19 protein-coding genes and 1 riboswitch are annotated in these 19594 nt (G+C 37.9%); of the genes, 5 read left to right on the forward strand and 14 right to left on the reverse strand.

Annotated features, from left to right (window positions below):
- Positions 1–29: 29 nt before the first annotated feature.
- The 12 genes from F5ESL0260_RS08795 to lysA form a co-directional block, all read right to left on the reverse strand.
- Positions 30–1088 carry a tyrosine-protein phosphatase gene (locus tag F5ESL0260_RS08795; RefSeq protein WP_122026638.1) on the reverse strand — a complete coding sequence of 353 codons (1059 nt, stop codon included), beginning with the start codon at positions 1086–1088 and terminating at the stop codon, positions 30–32.
- On the reverse strand, positions 1088–1579 hold the full coding sequence (locus tag F5ESL0260_RS08800) for a PTS sugar transporter subunit IIB (RefSeq protein ID WP_046325671.1): 492 nt from the start codon (positions 1577–1579) through the stop codon (positions 1088–1090). Before F5ESL0260_RS08800 ends, F5ESL0260_RS08795 begins: the two co-directional genes overlap by 1 nt.
- Entirely contained in the window at positions 1554–1997 is a 444-nt protein-coding gene (locus F5ESL0260_RS08805) for a PTS sugar transporter subunit IIA (RefSeq protein ID WP_046325672.1), read from the reverse strand. The genes F5ESL0260_RS08800 and F5ESL0260_RS08805 overlap by 26 nt, the downstream gene beginning before the upstream one ends.
- Positions 1998–2015: 18 nt before the next feature.
- A complete protein-coding gene (locus tag F5ESL0260_RS08810; protein WP_046325673.1) occupies positions 2016–2852 on the reverse strand; it encodes a PTS system mannose/fructose/sorbose family transporter subunit IID in 837 nt (278 codons plus the stop codon).
- Positions 2849–3667, reverse strand: a complete 819-nt coding sequence (locus F5ESL0260_RS08815; RefSeq protein WP_122026639.1) for a PTS sugar transporter subunit IIC — start codon at positions 3665–3667, stop codon at positions 2849–2851. The genes F5ESL0260_RS08810 and F5ESL0260_RS08815 overlap by 4 nt, the downstream gene beginning before the upstream one ends.
- A 204-nt stretch (positions 3668–3871) precedes the next feature.
- Positions 3872–4942 carry an aspartate-semialdehyde dehydrogenase gene (locus F5ESL0260_RS08820; protein ID WP_122026640.1) on the reverse strand — a complete coding sequence of 357 codons (1071 nt, stop codon included), beginning with the start codon at positions 4940–4942 and terminating at the stop codon, positions 3872–3874.
- Positions 4939–6126 (reverse strand): aminotransferase class I/II-fold pyridoxal phosphate-dependent enzyme, encoded by a 1188-nt coding sequence (locus F5ESL0260_RS08825; RefSeq protein ID WP_122026641.1) that lies wholly within the window; start codon positions 6124–6126, stop codon positions 4939–4941. Before F5ESL0260_RS08825 ends, F5ESL0260_RS08820 begins: the two co-directional genes overlap by 4 nt.
- A 16-nt stretch (positions 6127–6142) precedes the next feature.
- Entirely contained in the window at positions 6143–6904 is a 762-nt protein-coding gene (gene dapB, locus F5ESL0260_RS08830) for a 4-hydroxy-tetrahydrodipicolinate reductase (RefSeq protein WP_122026642.1), read from the reverse strand.
- Entirely contained in the window at positions 6901–7824 is a 924-nt protein-coding gene (gene dapA, locus F5ESL0260_RS08835) for a 4-hydroxy-tetrahydrodipicolinate synthase (protein WP_122026643.1), read from the reverse strand. The genes dapB and dapA overlap by 4 nt, the downstream gene beginning before the upstream one ends.
- An 18-nt stretch (positions 7825–7842) precedes the next feature.
- A complete protein-coding gene (locus tag F5ESL0260_RS08840) occupies positions 7843–8982 on the reverse strand; it encodes an N-acetyldiaminopimelate deacetylase (protein ID WP_122026644.1) in 1140 nt (379 codons plus the stop codon).
- A gap of 4 nt (positions 8983–8986) precedes the next feature.
- Entirely contained in the window at positions 8987–9697 is a 711-nt protein-coding gene (gene dapD / locus F5ESL0260_RS08845; RefSeq protein ID WP_122026645.1) for a 2,3,4,5-tetrahydropyridine-2,6-dicarboxylate N-acetyltransferase, read from the reverse strand.
- Between the two features lie 9 nt (positions 9698–9706).
- A complete protein-coding gene (lysA, locus tag F5ESL0260_RS08850; RefSeq protein ID WP_122026646.1) occupies positions 9707–11020 on the reverse strand; it encodes a diaminopimelate decarboxylase in 1314 nt (437 codons plus the stop codon).
- A gap of 85 nt (positions 11021–11105) precedes the next feature.
- Positions 11106–11284: riboswitch (Lysine riboswitch) on the reverse strand.
- Between the two features lie 279 nt (positions 11285–11563).
- On the opposite strand from lysA, the gene F5ESL0260_RS08860 reads away from it, so the two are divergent.
- From F5ESL0260_RS08860 to F5ESL0260_RS08880, 5 genes are all read left to right on the forward strand, one after another.
- Positions 11564–12916 (forward strand): aspartate kinase, encoded by a 1353-nt coding sequence (locus F5ESL0260_RS08860; protein ID WP_122026647.1) that lies wholly within the window; start codon positions 11564–11566, stop codon positions 12914–12916.
- A gap of 17 nt (positions 12917–12933) precedes the next feature.
- Complete coding sequence (gene dapF, locus F5ESL0260_RS08865) at positions 12934–13926, forward strand: diaminopimelate epimerase (protein WP_122026648.1); 993 nt, start codon at positions 12934–12936, stop codon at positions 13924–13926.
- 231 nt (positions 13927–14157) lie between these two features.
- Positions 14158–15054 carry an alpha/beta hydrolase gene (locus F5ESL0260_RS08870; protein WP_233557732.1) on the forward strand — a complete coding sequence of 299 codons (897 nt, stop codon included), beginning with the start codon at positions 14158–14160 and terminating at the stop codon, positions 15052–15054.
- 292 nt (positions 15055–15346) lie between these two features.
- Positions 15347–15994 (forward strand): helix-turn-helix transcriptional regulator, encoded by a 648-nt coding sequence (locus F5ESL0260_RS08875; protein ID WP_122026649.1) that lies wholly within the window; start codon positions 15347–15349, stop codon positions 15992–15994.
- 82 nt (positions 15995–16076) lie between these two features.
- The gene (locus F5ESL0260_RS08880; protein WP_122026650.1) at positions 16077–17255 is read left to right on the forward strand and encodes an MFS transporter; all 1179 of its coding nucleotides are present in this window, start codon (positions 16077–16079) and stop codon (positions 17253–17255) included.
- A gap of 80 nt (positions 17256–17335) precedes the next feature.
- Here F5ESL0260_RS08880 and F5ESL0260_RS08885 read toward each other — a convergent pair whose 3' ends face one another.
- Both F5ESL0260_RS08885 and F5ESL0260_RS08890 read right to left on the reverse strand, forming a co-directional pair.
- The gene (locus tag F5ESL0260_RS08885) at positions 17336–18739 is read right to left on the reverse strand and encodes an APC family permease (protein ID WP_122026651.1); all 1404 of its coding nucleotides are present in this window, start codon (positions 18737–18739) and stop codon (positions 17336–17338) included.
- Positions 18740–18748: 9 nt separating this feature from the next.
- Positions 18749–19477, reverse strand: a complete 729-nt coding sequence (locus F5ESL0260_RS08890) for a gamma-glutamyl-gamma-aminobutyrate hydrolase family protein (protein ID WP_122026652.1) — start codon at positions 19475–19477, stop codon at positions 18749–18751.
- Positions 19478–19594: the final 117 nt, after the last annotated feature.

Consider the following 19594-nt stretch of genomic DNA (forward strand, 5'->3'; position numbering starts at 1 on the left):
CAATATTAATACTTACTTTAACTGAAAACTTATGCTTTTTCTAATAATGACTTGCGTAAACTCAAATACTCTGATTCAGTCAGACCCAACTTGTCAGTTGCATACTGATAAATTGTGCCGTATTCGCGCATTATCTTGGTAATTGAAGCAGTAATAAATTCTGCTCTAGTGTCAAAAAGGGCATACATATAATCCGCAATTGCTTTATTACCAGTTTGTTGCAAAAATTTTTGATAGTAACGAGCATTTTTCTTAACGCGTGCTCGTTTAGTTAGCATATAATCATAAACTAGTAAATCTGCTGGTACGCCCAGAATTCCTTCCAGGACCATGAAGCCAAAACCGGTTCTGTCTTTACCGCCACGGCAATGTTGCAAGCTGGGTAAATACTTACTTTGAGCTGTAACTTTAATGGTGTTACTAAAAGCCTCTATGCTTGCTGGACTATCGACAAAGGATTCTTGTTGTCTGATCATTTGATCATTACCAGTTTCTCCTTTAGCCAACGCTTCTTTGGCCCTTTCTTTCATATCTTTACCGGTATCTAAGTTTTGTGCTCTGCCGGCGATTGCAGCTGTTTTAGCATTAGGATCAAAATTAAAAGTATGAATTGCAGGATCAATAACAGGATTAGGCGTATCTTTAACTTCACTTGCGCTACGGAAATCGATTATTGAGCATAACCCCAAATTTTTAACAAAAGTGAATCCAGAAGGCTCTAAATTGTGCAAATAATCAGAGCGATAAACTTGCCCCCATTTGATTCTCATGCCGTCACTTGTGCGGTAGCCACCAATATCACGCAGATTATACATCCCCGGAACGGGCAGTATGCGATAGCCAAATAATAATGGTTCGTGCTTCTTAAAATTCAGAATGAAATAAGTTGGTCTAACAGTTGAATAGGTAAATTGAAAGCAGACCTGAGTTTTATTACTGGTTAACAAATACTTTTTTTCTTTAGTATATTTATCATTATCCAGAGTCCAATATAATTCATAATCAGGCAAACTTTGTTCATTAGTTTTAATATCTACTTCTGTTTGACCATCATCTAAAACATATGCTTCTGCGTAGTCTATTTTCATTAGTTCTTTCCTTGCACTTGTTCAATATATTCTTTGATTGGTGTAGGCGCATCATAAGCTGCCATTTGAAAGTTTATTTCGAGTCCTGAGTCAACCAATTTATCTAGTGCATCCTTTTCTTCTGGAGTAAAGCACAGGTCATTGTTGTAGCGAATTGTACGTTCTTTACGCTCTCTCATACCACCAAAATTAACTGACTTAATGTCAACCCCGCCTTCGATTAAGTGCAATAAATCAAGGGTACTGGTCAATATTAAAAACGTGGTCTTCTTTATAGGATTTTTCTTGTAAACTCGAATAAATTTATCAACTCCAAAAACATGCACGATATAGCCAGGAGCAGCCATTTTCAACACTTGCTCTTGCACTGGGTTACTAGCTGCCCTATCACTGATGCATATAATTTGCTCAGCACCAACATGACGCAGCCAGGAACTGGCAACCTGACCGTGAATTAATCTGTCATCAATACGAGTCCACTTGATTGGCATTTTGCTTCTCTCCTTCTTTTGCTTTTTCAGTAATATTCACTAACGCTTGCGGATATGTTCTTTCAATAATCTTCTTAGCTTCTGCTAAATTTTCAGGATTGCTTAAGCATAGTTCCAGTAAAACTGGCATATTTAGTCCCGAATAGACTAAGACATTTTCATTTGTCAAAGTTAAATACGTAGACACATTAGCAGGGGTACCACCAAAAATATCAACTAAGATAAGAGTTTCCGTATTTTTTTCGTTGAGCGCCTTTAATTTAGTTTGAATTTCCTCAAGACTTTCTTCATAAGTTTTACCTTTAGTAACAGATAAAACTGCAACATTTTTTTGCGGCAGTCCAATAATCATTTCAGCCGACTTTAATGCTTCCTGAGCAAACAAGCCGTGACTGGCCAAGATAATATTTATAGCCATCAGTAACCTCCTTACAAATTATTTGATAATTCCCATTACTGCTAAAACTGTTCCCAAAATCAAAATAGCAAATATTAACCAAGTTAAATATTTACGTGGTAAATATGAGTGTAATTTATAAAGACCTAAGGTAAACAGCAAAGGTAACAGCTTTGGCATCACGCCGTCTAGTAATTTTTGGATGACAATTTTTGTACCCTTGGTATAAATGACTGTACCAACATTTATCTTGACGTATTGGGCAATGAGCGCACCTATAACCATGACACCGATCGCTGTTGAAATATTAATTATCTTTTGCATAACCTTCTTTTGGTTACCACTTTTAATAAATTCTGTGCCCTTTTCGTAACCAAAAATAATTCCATAATATTTAACAACAATATTGATTCCGTTATAAATGACAAACATCAAAATTGGCCCTAATACATTTCCTTGTAATGCATAGGCTGCACCGATACTGCCGGCAATAGCCTGAATGGTTATTTTAAAGACACTGTCACCAATACCAGCTAATGGTCCCATCATTCCGGCTTTGATAGCAACAACTGCTTCTTTTTCATCCTCGCTGGTTGTCTCTTCAACAGCTGCGGTAATTCCCAGAATCATACCTGTTGCCGTAATTTGTGATAAAAAGTAGGTCAGATGGCGCTTCATGGCTTCTATTCTAAGTTCCTTATTATCACCATAAAGACGGCGAATAATTGGTACCATCGCATTTAAAAAGCCAATAGCCTGAGTCAAGACCAGCGTCGAAGTAACGTTTAGTCCCCAAATTTGCAATCGCCAAAAGACTTTATTTAAATCCTTACGGGTAATTTTTTTACTGTTTTTAGTTTCCACTTCATTACTCATAGGTCGTACCCCGTATCTTCATCAACTTGCTGATTATTAGAACTACTATTTTCTGAACCCATTTCGTTTTGCTTATCTATAATTTCCATAATGTAGGAATAGATCACGGCAAAAATTAAAGAAATTAAGGTAACTGGCAAAATGCCTAAGTTTAAATAGGCTGATAAAACAAAGCCAAAAATTAAGAATGGCCACAATGTGCCCTTCATCATCATTGTCATTAAAATGGATAATCCCACAGCAGGCAATAAGGATGACGCTGTTCCCAAACCATTTAAGATGTTGCTTGGTACAACAGACAGTATTTTATCAATTATGCCCTTTTGGAAATAAACAAACAGAAAAGTTGGTATTGCTCGAATTGAAAACTGTATGAGAAAAGCAACAATATTTATTTGCATTATCCCACTTAAATCACCGTTATCAGCCAATCTTTGAGCCCATGGTTCGAAAAACTGTTTTAATACCCGTGTAACTACTATTAACTGTTGAATTAAAACAGCTACAGTAGTGGCGGCAGCGACTCCAGCAGCAATTCCCTTTGGCGTAGCACCTGTTCCTGAAGTAATTGAAACGGTAACTCCGATAATTGTCCCGACAATCATATCTGGTGTTTGATAACCCGCCATGTTACCCAGGCCCATCCACATTAATTCCAATGTAGCGGAAATCACGAGTGCCGTTGGCAAATCTCCCAGGATTAATCCTACAACCGGTCCAACTAGCAAGGGTCTCCGAAACATTTGTGGTCCTTGATCGTCAAATGAACAATATCCTGCCCAAATTGCGATCAACAAAGCATTTACAAGACTCATTAACGTACTCCTTTCATCTAAATAACTTTTTAGTTATTCAATTAATACATTGTCAGTATAAAATAGCGCTTTCATAACCTCCATGGATTTTTTATCGTTTAAAATTGCAAAAAAATAGTAGGAAGTCAGTTTAAAAGTAATCAAATAAACCAAGCTTATATTATTTATACAAACTTGGTTTATTTCATCTAATTAAATATAGAGCTAACTATTTTTTGACACACGCACTAAATTATCTCTTACTAAACATTCAGCAATTTCTACTGTATTGCTGGCAGCGCCTCTTAATAAGTTATCAGCTACGATCCACATATTAAATGCACCAGGATTTTCTTGATCTGGGCGAATACGCCCCACGAAAGTCTCTTTTTTACCAGCTGCTAAAAGTGGTTGGGGATAGATCTGATTTTCAGGGTCATCCTGTAACACAAGGCCAGGAGCTTTTACAATTTCCTGCTTTATTGCCGCGGTTGTTGCAGTTTCGTCTTGCAACACAAAATAAACCGTTTCGCCATGACCAATTTCAACCGGTACACGGACACAAGTAGCAGTGACTTTAATCTTCTTTGAGTCCTGATCATTAAACAAAATCTTTTTGGTTTCATGAATCATTTTCCATTCTTCGTGCGTGTAGCCATCATCTTCAAAAACATCAATTTGTGGTAATAAGTTAAACGCCAGAGGATAATGCTTTTTAGCAGAGGCGGTGGGCAGAATTTTAGCTGCTGTCTTTTGCTTATTCAACCTATCTTGTGCTTGCTGCAGCAGCTCCGCCCAAGCTGCCTTACCTGCTCCTGACACTGCTTGATAAGTCGAAACAACAATTTGTTTAATTCCCCATTTAACGTGTAGTGGGTAAAGTGCGGCCACCATCTGAATAGTCGAACAGTTAGGGTTGGCAATGATGCCATGATGATTAACTAATTGGTCATCGTTAACTCCCGGAACAATTAAGGGCACATCATCAGCCATACGAAAAGCACTAGTATTGTCCACACATACCGCCCCTCTTTTGACAGCTTCAGGCAATAATTTTTGTGACACCGCACCACCTGCAGATGATAAAACTAAGTCGACCCCCTTAAATGAATCAGGTTGTGCTTCTTCTACTGTGATTGCTTGATTTTTAAATGTTAGTTTTTTACCTGCTGACCGCTTAGAAGCTAGTAACTTGATTTGTTTGACTGGAATTTTAGACTTTTCTAGTTCACTAATTAAACGCTGACCTACTGCACCTGTGGCACCAAGAATTGCAACTACATATTTTCTCATCAACTTTCACCTTTTTCTGCTAAAAACTGTTGGATGCGGTTCATTGCTGTATGCAAGTTTTCATCGCTGGCAGCGTATGAAAAACGAATATACCCTTCACCGCCAGGACCAAAAGCATTTCCGGGCGTGCCCCCAACTTTAGCCTTGTGAGCCAAGTCCAGTGCAAAAGCCTCATCATCTTGACCATAACTTGCCGGTATTTTGGCGAAAACATAGAATGCTCCTTCACTGGCATGGGTTTCAAGACCCATATTGTTTAACGCACTAACAATATAGTCACGTCTTTTTTGATAAATTGGCCGGGCCTTTGCTGGATCCTGATCACCATTTTCCAAGGCCTCAGTAGCTGCCGCTTGTGCAGGATTAGATGGAGCTGTAACCAGAAATGCGTGCATCTTTGCAATTAAACTAATTAAAGTAGCTGGTCCAGTCACATAGCCTAAACGGTAACCGGTCATCGCGTGCGACTTGGACAAGCCATTAATTAACAAAGTGCGTTCGGGTAAATAACGCGCAATTGAAACATGCTTAAAGTCATAAGTCAATTCACTATAAATTTCATCAGAAATAACATAAAGATGATGCTTTTTAATAATCGGTGCGATTTGCTTTAAAACAGAGCTAGGACATTCTCTGCCAGTAGGATTAGTAGGATAGTTAAATAAAATTGCTTTAGCATGAGGATGCTCATTTAAAGTTTTTTTCAGTGCCTGCGGGGTCAACACGAAATTCGTATCTGCCGTATTGATGGCGACCAATTCAGCTTTAGTGTATTGAATTAGTGGAAAATAAAGAGCATAGGATGGCGTAGGCACAATAATTTGATCGCCTGGTTGAAATAGTGCCAACATGGTTGCAGCTATGGCCTCTGTCGCACCGACCGTGACAATAATTTCACTTTCAGGATCATAGGTTAAGCCTTGCTTGCGCTTTAAATAATTGCTGATAGCCTGACGCAATCTGGGCGTTCCTTTTTGAGCCGAGTAATGCGAATCATTATCTAATATACTTTGGGCTGCAGCTTTTTTGACATGTTCAGGTGTATTTAAATCAGGCTCTCCTAAAGTTAACTTAATTAAATCGGGAATATCGTCAACTTTTTGGGCAAAAGCACGAATACCAGAAGGAGGAATTTTTACCAAGGGAGTATGAATAATTGAAGTTAAATCAGTAGCTAATTGGGGCATTTCGTTCTCCTTGTAATTATAAAATTTGGTCTAAACCGACCACTAAATCCGCTAAATCCATTACCCGACTCAAGGCTACTTTAACGCCCTGCATAAATGAAGAACGGGAAAATGAATCTTGCCTGATTGTTAAAGCTTCGCCGGAACCACCAAAAAGCACCTGTTCATGGGCTATATAACCAGGTAAACGAACGGAGTGAACTGGAACTCCACCATAATCAGCGCCGCGAGCTTGAGAATCACTTGTTGTTTTAGAACAATTTTCTGAATTGCGGTTTTCTGCAATCACTTTGGCAGTCGCAATAGCAGTAGCACTAGGGGCATCCTTTTTATCAGCATGATGCATTTCAATGACTTCTGCATCAGGAAAATAACGGGCAGCCTCTTGTGCAAACTTCATTAATAAGACAGCCGATAAACCAAAATTTGGAGCAATAAGGCCACCAATTTTTTCCTTTTTTGCCAGTTCTTGTAGCTGTTTTGTTTGTTCAGAAGTTAAACCACTTGTTCCCACAATTGGGTGCATATGATGCTTTAAAGCAAACTTAGTATTTTCATAAACTGCTTGTGGAGTCGTAAAATCAATCCAAACATCAGCAGCAATATCGACCATTGCTAAATTATTAAATCGCTTAACCTCAGGCTTAAAATCTGAACTCTCAGATGCAGTAGGTGCCAAAACTGCTACCAGTTGGCAGTCAGGTAACTTTTCAACCAATTGGACAGTTTGCCTGCCCATAGATCCTGTGGCACCAGCTATCAAAATTTTTTTCATTATTCTACTCCTAGTTCTAGTGACAATTTATGTAATAAAGCTGATTCAGCTAAACCTAAATGAAGAGCTAATTGCCGCTTTTCTGTTTCATTTAAAGCTACAAGCGGTAACCGGCAGCCACCACCAGGTAAACCCTGAGCGTTTAAAACTGCCTTAACCGGTGAAGGTGAGGGGTACATAAATAATGCTTGCATTTTCGGCATTAGTTGCCTTTGCAATTTACCCGCTGCAGAAATTTTGCCCTGATCTAAGTCATCATACATTTCTCGCATAGCTTTGCCATAAATATGAGAAGCTACCGAAATTACTCCTTTTGCACCTAAAGCTTTAGCCGTTAAAGATTGTAAGTCTTCGCCTGTATATACCAAAAAGTCATTGGCTGCATGTTCAACAATATATTCCAAATCTTCTAAGTCTGAGCATTGCTTAACACCAGCAATTTTAGGATTATGCGATAACTCAACTAAAGTTTCCTTAGTGATCTTAATTCCTGTTCGACCCGGAATGTTATATATAATGATTGGTACAGGCGAATTTTCAGCCACCTTTTCAAAATGAGCTGTAATTCCTCTTTGATCCGGCTTGTTATAGTAAGGTGCTACTACGAGTGCCATATCAATACCGGGAATTTGTCCTACTTCTTGTGTAAATGCAACTGTCTGTGCAGTATTATTGCTGCCAGTACCGGCAACCACTGGCACACGTCCAGCAATTATTTGAGCGAATTTAGTGTATAATTCAATTTTTTCGTCATGGGTCATTGTTGCTGTTTCACCAGTCGTACCACCAATGACGAAACCAGTGCTACCTGTGTTAAGTAAATGCTCAGTTAATTTTTTCAGACCAGGATAGTCAACTTTATCTTCCTTATTAAAGGGCGTAATTAGCGCGGTCATTAAATCTGCCTTGTCAAAATTAGTCATATTTTTTCTCCTTTTGAGCTACATGTGACTCTTTAAAAAACCTACCACTGCTTTAATTCCTACTTCTATGGCTTCTTCGTGCGGGTTAAAGGTTGCAGAATGAAGTTGCGAATCATCATCCACTCCCAACCAGAACATGGTGCCGGGAATTTGCGCTAGTAAATAGCCAAAGTCCTCTCCAGTCATAGCTGGTTGCATCTCTTGGTAATTAATTTGAGCATTTTCCTTCATATATTTAATAAATTCAGCTGTAATTTGGGGATTATTTTCAACTGGCCAATAGCCACCCTGATTAAGCTGCAAATCAACTTTAGCATTATAGCTGTGTGCTATTCCTTGAGTTATCTCGCGCAGACGCTGATCAATTTTTTTAATCATTTTTTGGGTTAATCCGCGAATGGTTCCTTCTAAATGAGCATGACCGGCAATCGCATTTCTAACTGTACCAGCTTTAACTTTTCCTATTGTAATAACACCACCTGCAATGGGATCAATACTGCGCGAAATAATTGTTTGAATTTGCTCTATTAACGCAGCTGCAGCCACTACCATATCGTTAGCTTGCTGCGGATACGCCGCATGGCCATCCTTACCAGATAAATCAATATTGATTTCAGTTGTCCCCGCAAATAATGTTCCTAAGCGGCAGCCAATTGTACCGGTAGGTAAATCTGGAGTGTCGTGCAAAGCAAAGAATTCATCTGGGCGCCATTTACCAGTAAAAATTCCTGCCTCATAAGCTTTTTTGGCACCACTTTCACTTTCTTCAGCAGGTTGAAAAAAGAACAGTAAATTGTCCTGTGGTTGGTGCTCGCAAAAATAAGCTAGAATTCCCAGGGCTACTGTCATGTGGATATCGTGACCACAAGCATGCATTTGACCTTGATTGTGGGAAGCAAACGGCAGGCCGGTCTGTTCTGCAATTGGTAGACCATCTATATCTGCACGATAACCAATCATTTTTTGCGGTTTTTTCCCACTAACTCTAACTAAAATAGCTGTAGGCAGTTCAGGGCATGTGCGAATTTCAATGTATTTTTGATTAAAATTACCAATAACTTGCAAGAGATATTTTTGTGTTTGGTATTCGTGGAGAGCTAATTCTGGAATCTGATGCAAGTCACGCCGAATTTTAATTAGTTGCGCGGAAGTTAACATTAATTCACAGCTTTCTTAATCCCGGCTCAATTCCTGTCTTAGAAGCCGTTTTTTGATCACGCATTTTAATAATTTTTGCCGGTACTCCGGCAACGACACTGTTTGCAGGTACATCCTTAGTTACTACTGCTCCAGCAGCTACTACCGCATGGTCACCTACTTGAACTCCTTCTAAAACCACTGCATTGGCGCCAATTAAAACATCCTTGCCAATTTTCACAGGTTGTGCCGAAGCCGGTTCGACAACTCCGGCAATCACCGCGCCTGCTCCTATATGGCTGTTCGCACCAACAATTGCTCTGCCTCCTAAAACAGCGTTCATGTCAATCATGGCATTTTCGCCTATTTCTGCTCCAATATTAATGACAGCCCCCATCATGATCACCGCATTTTTGCCTATTTCAACATTTTCACGAATTAGGGCCCCCGGTTCAATTCTGGCAGAAATGTTCTTCATGTCTAGCAGCGGGATAGCAGAATTCCGACTGACATTTTCCACTTGGTAATCAGCAAATTTGTCAGAGTTTTTTGCTATAAAAGGACCCAAGACTTGCCAATCTCCCAAAACGACCCCAGTATGATTTTCAATAAAAGTTTTGCAGTCTGCTGGCCAGTTTAATTGAGACAAATTTCCTTTGACATAAACTTTAACTGGTGTTTTTTTGGTTGAATTAGCAATAAAGTCAATGATTTCGGTTGCCGTCATTTTTTTCATATTTATAATTTATCCTTCCATTTGATAAAAGCGATCATGACTAACTATATCCGCATAAGTTTCACGTGTAACCACTACTTGAGCTTGCCCATTTTCTGCAAAAACAACTGCTGGCCTGGGAACACGATTATAATTAGCTGCCATACTATAGCCGTAAGCACCAGTCGCTAAAACCGCAATTACATCTCCGGGTTTGCTTTTAGGCAGTGCCAATTTGTTAATAATAATGTCGCCAGATTCACAATAACGTCCCGCAAGTCTAACCGTTTCTACCGGTTCTGCATGTGGCTTTTCTGCTAATACTGCCTCATATTGTGCTTGATAAAGTGCTGGTCTGATATTATCTCCCATACCACCATCAACTGCTACATAAGGCAGCAGTCCCGGCACTTCCTTACGAGTACCAATTGTATATAAGCTATAGCCGGCCTCACCGACAATCGAACGTCCTGGTTCAATCCAGATAGCCGGCATTTTTAAGTGGCTTGCTTGCGCACACTTTTTAACTGTCTGCATTATTTGACTGATGAAGGTTTGAGCAGTCAAAGTATCATCCTGCGCAGTATATCTAATACCAAATCCGCCTCCTAAGTTTAAAACGCGCGGCTGGTAATCATATTTTTGTTTCCAATCGTTCACTAACTTCAGCAACTTCTCTACTTCAAGTTTAAAGCCCTCAGCCGCCAAAATTTGCGAACCGATATGTGCATGCAGTCCAATTAATTCCATTTGTGGGTTAGCTTTAACTTGCAAAAACGCCTGCTCAGCCTGACCCGAGCGAATGTCAAAGCCAAATTTGCTGTCCTCTTGACCAGTTTGGTCATATTCATGTGTATGAGCAGAGACCCCTGGAGTTACTCTCAACATTACCTGCACGCGAGTATTAGTTTGGTTTAAAATCCTTTTTAACAGTTTAATCTCAGTAAAATTATCTAAAATAATCACGCCCACATGGTTTTGGACAGCCATTAACAATTCATCTGGGGTTTTATTATTACCGTGAAAACTGATTTTTGCCGCAGGAAAACCGGCTTTAAGTGCAGTAAATAATTCTCCGCCGGAAACAACGTCAATGTGCCCTCCCAGTTTATTAATTAACTGGTAAATTGCCATCGTAGCGAATGCTTTACTGGCATAGCTAATGGCATAATCTACCTGCTCTTTTTCAAAAGCATTTTGGAAAGCCTGAAATTGCCGTTTGATTTTCTGGACGTCATAAACAACTAAGGGGGTACCAAACTTCTTTGCCAGTTCCAAAGCGTCTACTCCCCCAATTATCAAATGACCCTGGGTATTAGTTTGATAATAATCATTAGCAGTCATTTAAGTCTCTCCCTTTTTGTTAAATAAAAAAGGCTCTTTTGTTGTACCTAACAAAAGAGTCCTTCAAGTTATTATCTGGTATCAATTTTGTCGATAGCGCTCCGCGAACATAAAATTGCGACAGTCCGTAACCTGTTTGATTACGTCCCAGCTTATTAATTACCGCAATAATTAATGCTTCGGCAACCGCCCCTTTGACTAGTTTCTTAGTTTTTGCAGAAACTCCACCAGCTACTCTTGTTGGTTGCAACCTCTTCGATTTATTAAAATATTATTATTAATTAATATGATTGTCAACCATTTTCACTGACAATTGCTTTTTAATTTTTAAAATAAAAATCTTGTTTTTAAAATTTATTTATTTTTTATCTTGTAAAATGCTTTTAGCACCAACATTTTCAGCTCAAATTTTAATGCAATAATGTTATGCAAAACAGCTTCTTTAGTGAATAGCAGCTTTCTTTTGCAGTTGAAGATTAAAATTTTAATGTTAAAATCCAATACTAATTACTTAAATTAAATTTAATTGTGAAAGGTATTAACATGAAAGTTGTTAAATTTGGTGGTAGTTCTCTAGCTGATGGAGAACAATTTCAAAAAGTTTTAAAAATTATTAATGCTGATCCAGCTCGTAAAGTGATCGTGACTTCTGCTCCTGGCAAAAGGTCTAAAAACGACACTAAAGTAACAGATTTATTAATTACGTATGCAGAAAATGTTCTTAATAACCAAGATTACAGTGCAACGGTAAAGGCAATTTGGACCAGGTATCAGAATATTGCAGATTACTTTCAAATATCCGAGCAATTAGTAAAGCCTTTGTTACAAGAATTACTCAGTCTTCCTCAACTCTCTTATCCAAACACAGATTTTTTAATGGCGGGTTTTAAAGCACATGGTGAAAAACTTAGTGCACAGCTTTTAACTTTAATTCTGCAAAAGCGCCATACAGCCGCTCACTTTTTGGATCCCGCAGAAGCTGGCTTTATGGTTACTAGTAATGCTAACGATACTCAAGTTCTACCAGAAACTTACGAAAATTTACAAAAATGGGCACAAACTGCAGATTTATTAGTCGTCCCCGGCTTTTATGGCATTACACAAGATGGCTTAATAGCAACCTTTTCTCGGGGTGGATCTGATATTACCGGAGCAATTTGGGCCCGTGGAATTAAAGCAGATTTATATGAAAACTTTACGGATGTAGATGCAATCTATGCAGCTGACCCCAGAATTATTGCGCATCCCCGTGCCATTAAGTTTATGACATACCGTGAGTTGCGGGAGCTATCATATGCTGGATTTTCTGTTTTTCATGATGAAGCCATTATTCCCGCAATTGAAGGCCGGATTCCCGTAAACGTCAAAAACACTAATCATCCGGAACTGCCAGGAACAATGATTGTCCCGCAAAATAGTTTTATCCCGCAAAGTACAATTACAGGTGTGGCAAGTTCTGGACATTTTGCCGCATTATATTTACATAAATATTTACTAAATAAAGAAGTGGGATTTACACTTAAATTACTGCAAATATTCTATAAATTTAATATATCATATGAACATATGCCATCAGGAATTGATGATTTGACCGTTATTTTTGATAAAAGGCAATTTGATAAACAAATTCGTCAGCAAATGTGTCTTGCAATTCAAAAAGCACTTCAACCTGATCAACTAGAATGGATTGATGATTATGCCATCATTATGGTGGTTGGAGAAGGGATGCGCAACAAGATTGGTGTAATGAAGAATATCACTCTGCCTTTAGCAAAAAAGCATATTGCCATTCATATGATTAACCAGGGTGCTTCACGCATTTCAATCATGCTAGGCACCAAAAAGGCAGACGCAGCTGCCGCTGTTAAAGAAATCTATCACCAGTTTTTTAATTAATTTAAGGAGAAATTTTCATGATACAACTACAAAAAGTTCACGGCTCACAGAATAAGTTTTTTCTACTTGATCAAACTCAATTTCAAACACCGTTATCTAAGGGAGAATTAGTCAACTTGACGCAACAGATAACTAAGCCGGAAAGTGGCTTACTTAATGGTGCTGACGGTTTACTAGTGGTCAGCAATTCAGACCATGCGCAAACTCTAGGAAAAATGGAGGTTGTCAATGCTGACGGTTCTTTTGCTTCCATGTGTGGTAACGGGCTAAGGACAGTAGGCCGTTATTTAGCACAAAAATACCATAAAGAAACATTCAAAGTTGAAACTATCCAAAGCGATTTGCGTGTCAGCTGTCAGCCAGATTGGGCTCAAAAAGTTAAGGCAGTCAGTGTTGAAATCAGTCCGGTCAGTTTTGCAGCTACTGCTCTCCCCTTTACTAATTTAGGTTATTCTGAATTAATTAATCAAGAAGTGCCGGAACTGGCACCAAAACTGAAATTTTCAGCAGTTGCTGTCCCTAACCCCCACTTGATCAGCTTTGTTTCAGATGATATTTTCAAAAGCGACTTATTAGCAAAATTAGGCGCAAAACTAAATCAGAAAAATCCATTTTTCCCGGATGGAGTAAATGTTAGTTTTGCTCAAGTTTTGAGTGCGCATCATCTATTTGTACGCACTTTTGAGCGAGGTGTAGGCTTCACCAATGCCTGTGGTACAGCCATGTCAGCTGCAAGTTTAATTTACGCAGTAACTTACCAGTCAAAGAATCTGTTTGACAAACTACTGACTGTTTCTAATCCTGGCGGCTTTGTTCAAACTAAAGTTCATCGCCGTGGCCATGGCTATTGGATAGAGTTAATCGGAAATGCTACGATTACACATTATATTGACGTTGCAGAAAGTGAATTACACCAGAAGCATCCCGATTTTAATAATTTTAAGGTTACGCCCACTATGGAAGATGAGGCATATCAAGAATTTATGGCCAATCAATATAACATAAAATAATTTTGAGATTACATAAAAAAGCCTGAAATTAAAATATTCAAATTTTATTGTGAGAGATTTAAAGTTATAAAATATTTAGTCTCTAATAATTAAATAGCTTTTCTACGTTTAACAAAAATATTTAAGAGTCACTTAATCGCCACTTTAAAGTGACTTTATAGCCTTTCTTTTTCATAATAGTGAAGTAAAATATACTTGATAAAGCGATTTCACAAAAAGGAGTGCTGTAAAATGTCAGAACCAGATTATCAAAAATTAGTTCAAGAAATGCGTAGCGAATTTAAAAAAGGTGATGACCAACGTGATGAAGGATTGCCAACACAAATTCCCGAAGTAGAAAGATGCGATAATATACCGTATGGTGACGATCCCAAGTATCAGATACTTGATGTGTACTTACCACAAAAAAGAACTAATGACAAACTACCGGTTATTGTCAATATCCACGGTGGCGGCTGGGTATATGGCACTAAGGAAACATACCAGTTCTATTGTTTAGCTCTTGCTAAAGCAGGCTTTGCAGTAGTTAACGCCAATTACCGGTTAGCACCTGATGTTGTATACCCGGGCGAGTTAGATGATATTAATCGGGTATTTCATTGGGTAGCCGAAAAAGAAAATGCCGCTAAATATCAGTTTGACCTAGACAATGTCTTTATAGTTGGAGACAGTGCTGGCGGGCAAATGGGTGAACAAATTTTAGCAGTTTATACCAATAATGAATACCGTAAATATTTCGGCTATTCTGTACCTAACTTAACTATTAAAGCAGCGGCTTTAAACTGTGGCGCTTACTTCTTAACAGAAATTAATTCAATTGCTGGTGCACCTGAAGCCTATTTCAGACCTGAAATTCAAATGGGGAAACATGACGAACTAAATGTAGAACAATTCCTAACACCAGCATTACCACCCCTGTTTATCATGACTTCTACCGATGATTTTCTGCGTGATAATGCCTACATGCTTTCAGGCTATCTCCATGCTAAAAACATTTACCATGAACTTCATTTTTATGGTGATAATGATCATCGTCGGGGACACGTTTTCCACGTTAACCAAAAAGACGATTTGGCCAAAAAGTGTAATGAAGATGAATTAAACTTCTTCCGCAAATATCTCAATTAAATAATATCTACCAAAACTGGTTGAACTAGTATAATTTAGTTCGACCATTTTTAGTAAAGGAGAAAATATCATGGCACTTGATAAGCATGAATTGGTGCAATTAGATGAACTTCCTGTTTTTATTAAGGTTCATCAATACCCGGGCTCCTCAGAAGTACCTCCTCACTGACATCAAAGTATTGAACTGAGTTTTACACTAAGAGGGAAAATTGATCATTTTATTATTGGCGGGGTAGATCATGAAACGCATCCTGGCGAGATTTTAATAATTAATACCCAAGTTGTTCATAGCGTGCGCAATCTTAACAATGCTAAAAACGATCTAGCTTTAACCTTGCTTTTTCCTTATTCCCTAGTATTACAAATGTTTCCTGAAATGGATCATTATCAATTTGAAGTGCAGCCTTTTGAAAAATTAAGCTTAGTGCAGGCAGAGCAATATCATTATTTACAAACTTTATTGAGTAAAATTATTGCAATAAAATCTGCACCAGCTAAAGCTTTTAAAAATCTAGACTTAACTATCTTTAGCTATCAGGTTTTAAAAATTCTACTCAAATACTTTTTAAAACAACGAGATAATAAGGGGCAAATATCACGTAACTTAATTATTACCGGACATTTGCGCCATGCTTTAGATTATATTCAAGATCATTACCAAGAGCCAATTACACCCCAAAACATTGCAGACAGCTGCCATTTATCACGGCAATATTTGCAACGAATTTTTCATCAAAATATGGGAACTACTATCGGTAAATATCTTAAGAATTTCCGGGCACAAAAAGCATATCAAGACTTATGTCATACTGCTATGACTCTCACAGCAATAGCAATGAATAATGGCTTTAGTGGTATCCGCTCTTTAAATAGAGCAATGGTTGATTATTATGGCCAAACTAGTATGCAAATCAGAAAAAGTTCCTCAGCGCCAGATTAAAGCTACTGAAAGCGTTATTTTGATTGTAAAAAGAGAGTAATATATTATTAAAACTAGTATTAAATAAAAAGAGGCAATTAATATGAAAAAATTTAATCCAAAATCTGGATTATTCAAATGTGCTTTATTATCAATATCATTAATGTTAATGATAGCACCACAAATTTCTTCAGTACTGCCGTTGATGTACTCATCATTTCCACAAGTTTCACGGGCTGCTGTAGAAACATTAAGCACTATTCCTAACATTGGAATTGTTGTAGGTCTGATTATAAGTCCTTTTTTAATAAAACTGATCGGAATCAAGCCAACGGTTATTACTGGCTTAGCAATTGCTTTATTGGCAGGCACATACCCAATGTATGCAGCAAGTTATACACCGATTTTAATTTCCCGCTTTCTTTTAGGAGCCGGAATTGGTCTCTTTAATTCTTTAGCAGTTAGCCTGCTGTCCAAATTCTACCAAGGAAACGAACTATCAACTATGCTAGGTTTTCAAAACTCAATGGGTAGTGTAGGTGCCGCTGTATTTTCATTTTGTGTTGGTCTCTTAGCCGTTCTGGGTTGGCATGCAACTTTTGCAATCTACTTAGTAGCACTGCCAGTCATGCTATTATTCGGCTTAGTAGTGTCATTACCAAATGAAAAAAGTAACGAAACTGGTACAGAAAATTCACCAGTTAAAGAGGAAAACAAGATCAACGGCAGCGTCGTGGAAATCTCTCTTATCATGTTCTTCATGTATGTCTTCTTTATGCCAATGACTTTTAAATTGCCACAATTAGCCACTACGCAAAAAATTGCCAACGTCAGTCAAATTGCTTTTGTTTCAAGTGTAGCAACTTTAGTTGGGATACCTGTCGGAATGTGTTATGGCTATTTAAAAAAGAAACTCCAAGATTTAATTTTACCAATAGGTTTGTTGCTGCAAGTCGTTGGACTGTTGGCTCTTGCCTATGCTGCTAATTTACCAGTATTGGTTATTGCTGTTATTGTCTTAGGCACTGGGTTTGGTCTGTCAGTTCCTTATATTTTTAACTGGCTAGATGAAGCAGCTCCGCGAAATTCGGTCAACTTTGCTACGACGATTACTTTAGTGCTTGTAAATGTAGGTTGTGCCGCTTCACCGACAATCATAGACTGGTTAGGCAGCAATTTAGGCAACGGTTCACCTCGTGCCGATATGACAATGGCTGGAGCTGGCATGATTATTTTGTTCTGCTATAGCTTGATCCACTATTTTAAGGTAAGAAAGCACTAGAAAATAGCTAAATATAAAAAGAGTTGACGTGATTTTTTCACGGCCAACTTTTTTTATATATGTTAATTTATCCTGGCAAACTACTGCTGCTTGCTTCTTTCTTTTCTAGAGAACCAAAACATAAATAGTGGTAAAATGATGAACCCAAAGATCATCATGAAAATTGCATACCAGTTAACACCAACGACTTTACCATTCTCAATAATACCAAATTGTGCTTGCCAGTTATATTTAACCAGCAAAAAGATTACTAAAATTATTGACAATATTGGTACAAATATATCAGTTAAAACATTCTTAGGAGCTGGTAAAATTGGTTGTTTATTCTTACCATAGTAAAAGCAAATTACTGCCAGCGGAACAATGATAAAGCCTAAAAATCTGACCATAGCACTCAATGTAATCAAGTTAGTCATGTTATATTGAAAAGCCAAAGGTACTAAAATTGCTAATGCTTCAGAAATAAAAAATGTTTTAATAGGAAAGTTATTTTTAGTTCTTTCGGTTAAAGTACCTGGTAGTTGATGTTCACGAGCCATTGCTTCCAAAATACGTGGAGCATTAAAACTAGAGGCAACGTTAATTCCTAGCATAGAAATAAGCGCACCAACTAAAATTACATCCCGCAATACTTCATTTTTAAAAATAGCACTGACTGCTACCACTTGTTTAGTCGTCATCAGCGCCTTAGGATCCAGCACCATCGCTACTGCCACTACCCCAATATAAATAGCGGCGATAACTAAAATTGCTAGCGGAATAGCCTTTGGTAAGTTTTTTTCTGGCTCTTGCATATCTTCTGAACCAGAAGCAACAGATTCAAAACCTGTAAAAGCATAGAACGCTGAAACAACAGCCATCACAAGTCCTGTAGTAGTTAAAGTTGGTACTATTCTTTGTCCGTTTTGTGTTATTTGGTCAACAGATGACAAGCTATGTGTAGCTCCAGTTTTAATAAGTAAAACAACACCCGCCACAATAATTAAAATTAATGCAGCTAATTTACCTGCAGTAGCCATGTTCATAACAAATTTCACAAACTTTTGTCCAAATAAGTTAATTACAGTAACTACTATCATTAATATCATAAAGCCAATAGTAACATTTAAAAATTTATCGGGATTGCCACCAAAAATAGAAATAGTTGATTTGATAACACCAACAGCCATCACTCCCCAGGCAACACTGGCAGAAAAGTAACGCAAAATGCCAACGTAAAAACCAACGTTATCACCAAAAGCAGCTTTAGAGTAAGCATAAGAAGCACCAGACTTGGTGACATATTTAGCGGCTGCTGAAAATGAAATGGCTAAGACTGAGGCAAAAATTGCAGCAATGAAGTAGACAATTAAAGCTTTACTCCCTGCCTGACTAACTACACTACCAGGTGTTAAAAAGATACCGGAACCAATAATTGAGTTAATAGCTAAAAGAACAATCGACCAAAAGCCAAGTTTGTCTCCTGCATTTTTGTTTTGAGTCATATTTACTCCCTACTTGGCATTTTCAACCACAAATTTAAATAAATTATTCATATACTTAGTATTAGGATTGTTATGTAGCATTTCTGGGTGCCATTGAATCGCCAAAACAGTACCCTGTTTATTTTCAAGCCCTTCCGGGACGCCATCGCTTGCATCTGCAACTTCAAGCAAATCTGGCGCTATGTCTTTAATTAATTGATGGTGAAAAGAATTAACCATGCATTCAGTCTTACCCAATGTTTTAGCTAATAAGCTGTTTTCCTTAATTGTTACTTTGTGAGTAGGCAAATCAGGTGTATGACCTTGTTCGTGTTTTAGAGTTTGCTCTGAGCGATAACTAATATCCTGGTAGAGACTGCCACCATGTGCTACATTAATAATCTGTGCCCCGCGGCAAACTCCCAGAACGGGTTTATTAGATTCTTCAGCAATTTTTAATAAAAGCATGTCAAAGTGATCTCTCTGAGGCCAAATGGGACCAATTTTAGGCATTAATTCTTCACCATATAAGTGAGGATCAACATCATGTCCACCAGATAAAATCAATCCTTGCACATGAGCCATCTGGCTTTTAATAACCTCATCATCTTCAGTAAAAGGAATTATAAAGGGAATTCCGCCATTTTTAACAACAGAATCCACATAATCCTCATTAACATAACTACGTCTGTATCCTGGAAACATTCCAGCAGAATCAATCATTTCAGATCCTGCTATGCCAATAACTGGTTTAGTCATTTTTCCTCCTTAATCAAACTTATACTATTAGTTATTAACATTATAATAGTTATTAGCAGTTTGCGTGTGCCATTTGTTTTTAATATTGACCCCTTAATTTGCTTTACAGTAAAATAC

It is taken from the genome of Lactobacillus sp. ESL0260, assembly GCF_003692935.1.
GTDB lineage: Bacteria > Bacillota > Bacilli > Lactobacillales > Lactobacillaceae > Lactobacillus > Lactobacillus melliventris.

Bases quoted from the DNA above. Each gene is read 5' to 3' on its own strand.
- F5ESL0260_RS08795 (WP_122026638.1), bottom strand. From the start codon at position 1,088: ATGAAAATAGACTACGCAGAAGCATATGTTTTAGATGATGGTCAAACA.
- F5ESL0260_RS08800 (WP_046325671.1), bottom strand. From the start codon at position 1,579: ATGCCAATCAAGTGGACTCGTATTGATGACAGATTAATTCACGGTCAG.
- F5ESL0260_RS08805 (WP_046325672.1), bottom strand. From the start codon at position 1,997: ATGGCTATAAATATTATCTTGGCCAGTCACGGCTTGTTTGCTCAGGAA.
- F5ESL0260_RS08810 (WP_046325673.1), bottom strand. From the start codon at position 2,852: ATGAGTAATGAAGTGGAAACTAAAAACAGTAAAAAAATTACCCGTAAG.
- F5ESL0260_RS08815 (WP_122026639.1), bottom strand. From the start codon at position 3,667: ATGAGTCTTGTAAATGCTTTGTTGATCGCAATTTGGGCAGGATATTGT.
- F5ESL0260_RS08825 (WP_122026641.1), bottom strand. From the start codon at position 6,126: ATGCCCCAATTAGCTACTGATTTAACTTCAATTATTCATACTCCCTTG.
- dapA (WP_122026643.1), bottom strand. From the start codon at position 7,824: ATGACTAATTTTGACAAGGCAGATTTAATGACCGCGCTAATTACGCCC.
- F5ESL0260_RS08840 (WP_122026644.1), bottom strand. From the start codon at position 8,982: ATGTTAACTTCCGCGCAACTAATTAAAATTCGGCGTGACTTGCATCAG.
- dapD (WP_122026645.1), bottom strand. From the start codon at position 9,697: ATGAAAAAAATGACGGCAACCGAAATCATTGACTTTATTGCTAATTCA.
- lysA (WP_122026646.1), bottom strand. From the start codon at position 11,020: ATGACTGCTAATGATTATTATCAAACTAATACCCAGGGTCATTTGATA.
- F5ESL0260_RS08860 (WP_122026647.1), top strand. From the start codon at position 11,564: ATGAAAGTTGTTAAATTTGGTGGTAGTTCTCTAGCTGATGGAGAACAA.
- dapF (WP_122026648.1), top strand. From the start codon at position 12,934: ATGATACAACTACAAAAAGTTCACGGCTCACAGAATAAGTTTTTTCTA.
- F5ESL0260_RS08870 (WP_233557732.1), top strand. From the start codon at position 14,158: ATGTCAGAACCAGATTATCAAAAATTAGTTCAAGAAATGCGTAGCGAA.
- F5ESL0260_RS08880 (WP_122026650.1), top strand. From the start codon at position 16,077: ATGAAAAAATTTAATCCAAAATCTGGATTATTCAAATGTGCTTTATTA.
- F5ESL0260_RS08885 (WP_122026651.1), bottom strand. From the start codon at position 18,739: ATGACTCAAAACAAAAATGCAGGAGACAAACTTGGCTTTTGGTCGATT.
- F5ESL0260_RS08890 (WP_122026652.1), bottom strand. From the start codon at position 19,477: ATGACTAAACCAGTTATTGGCATAGCAGGATCTGAAATGATTGATTCT.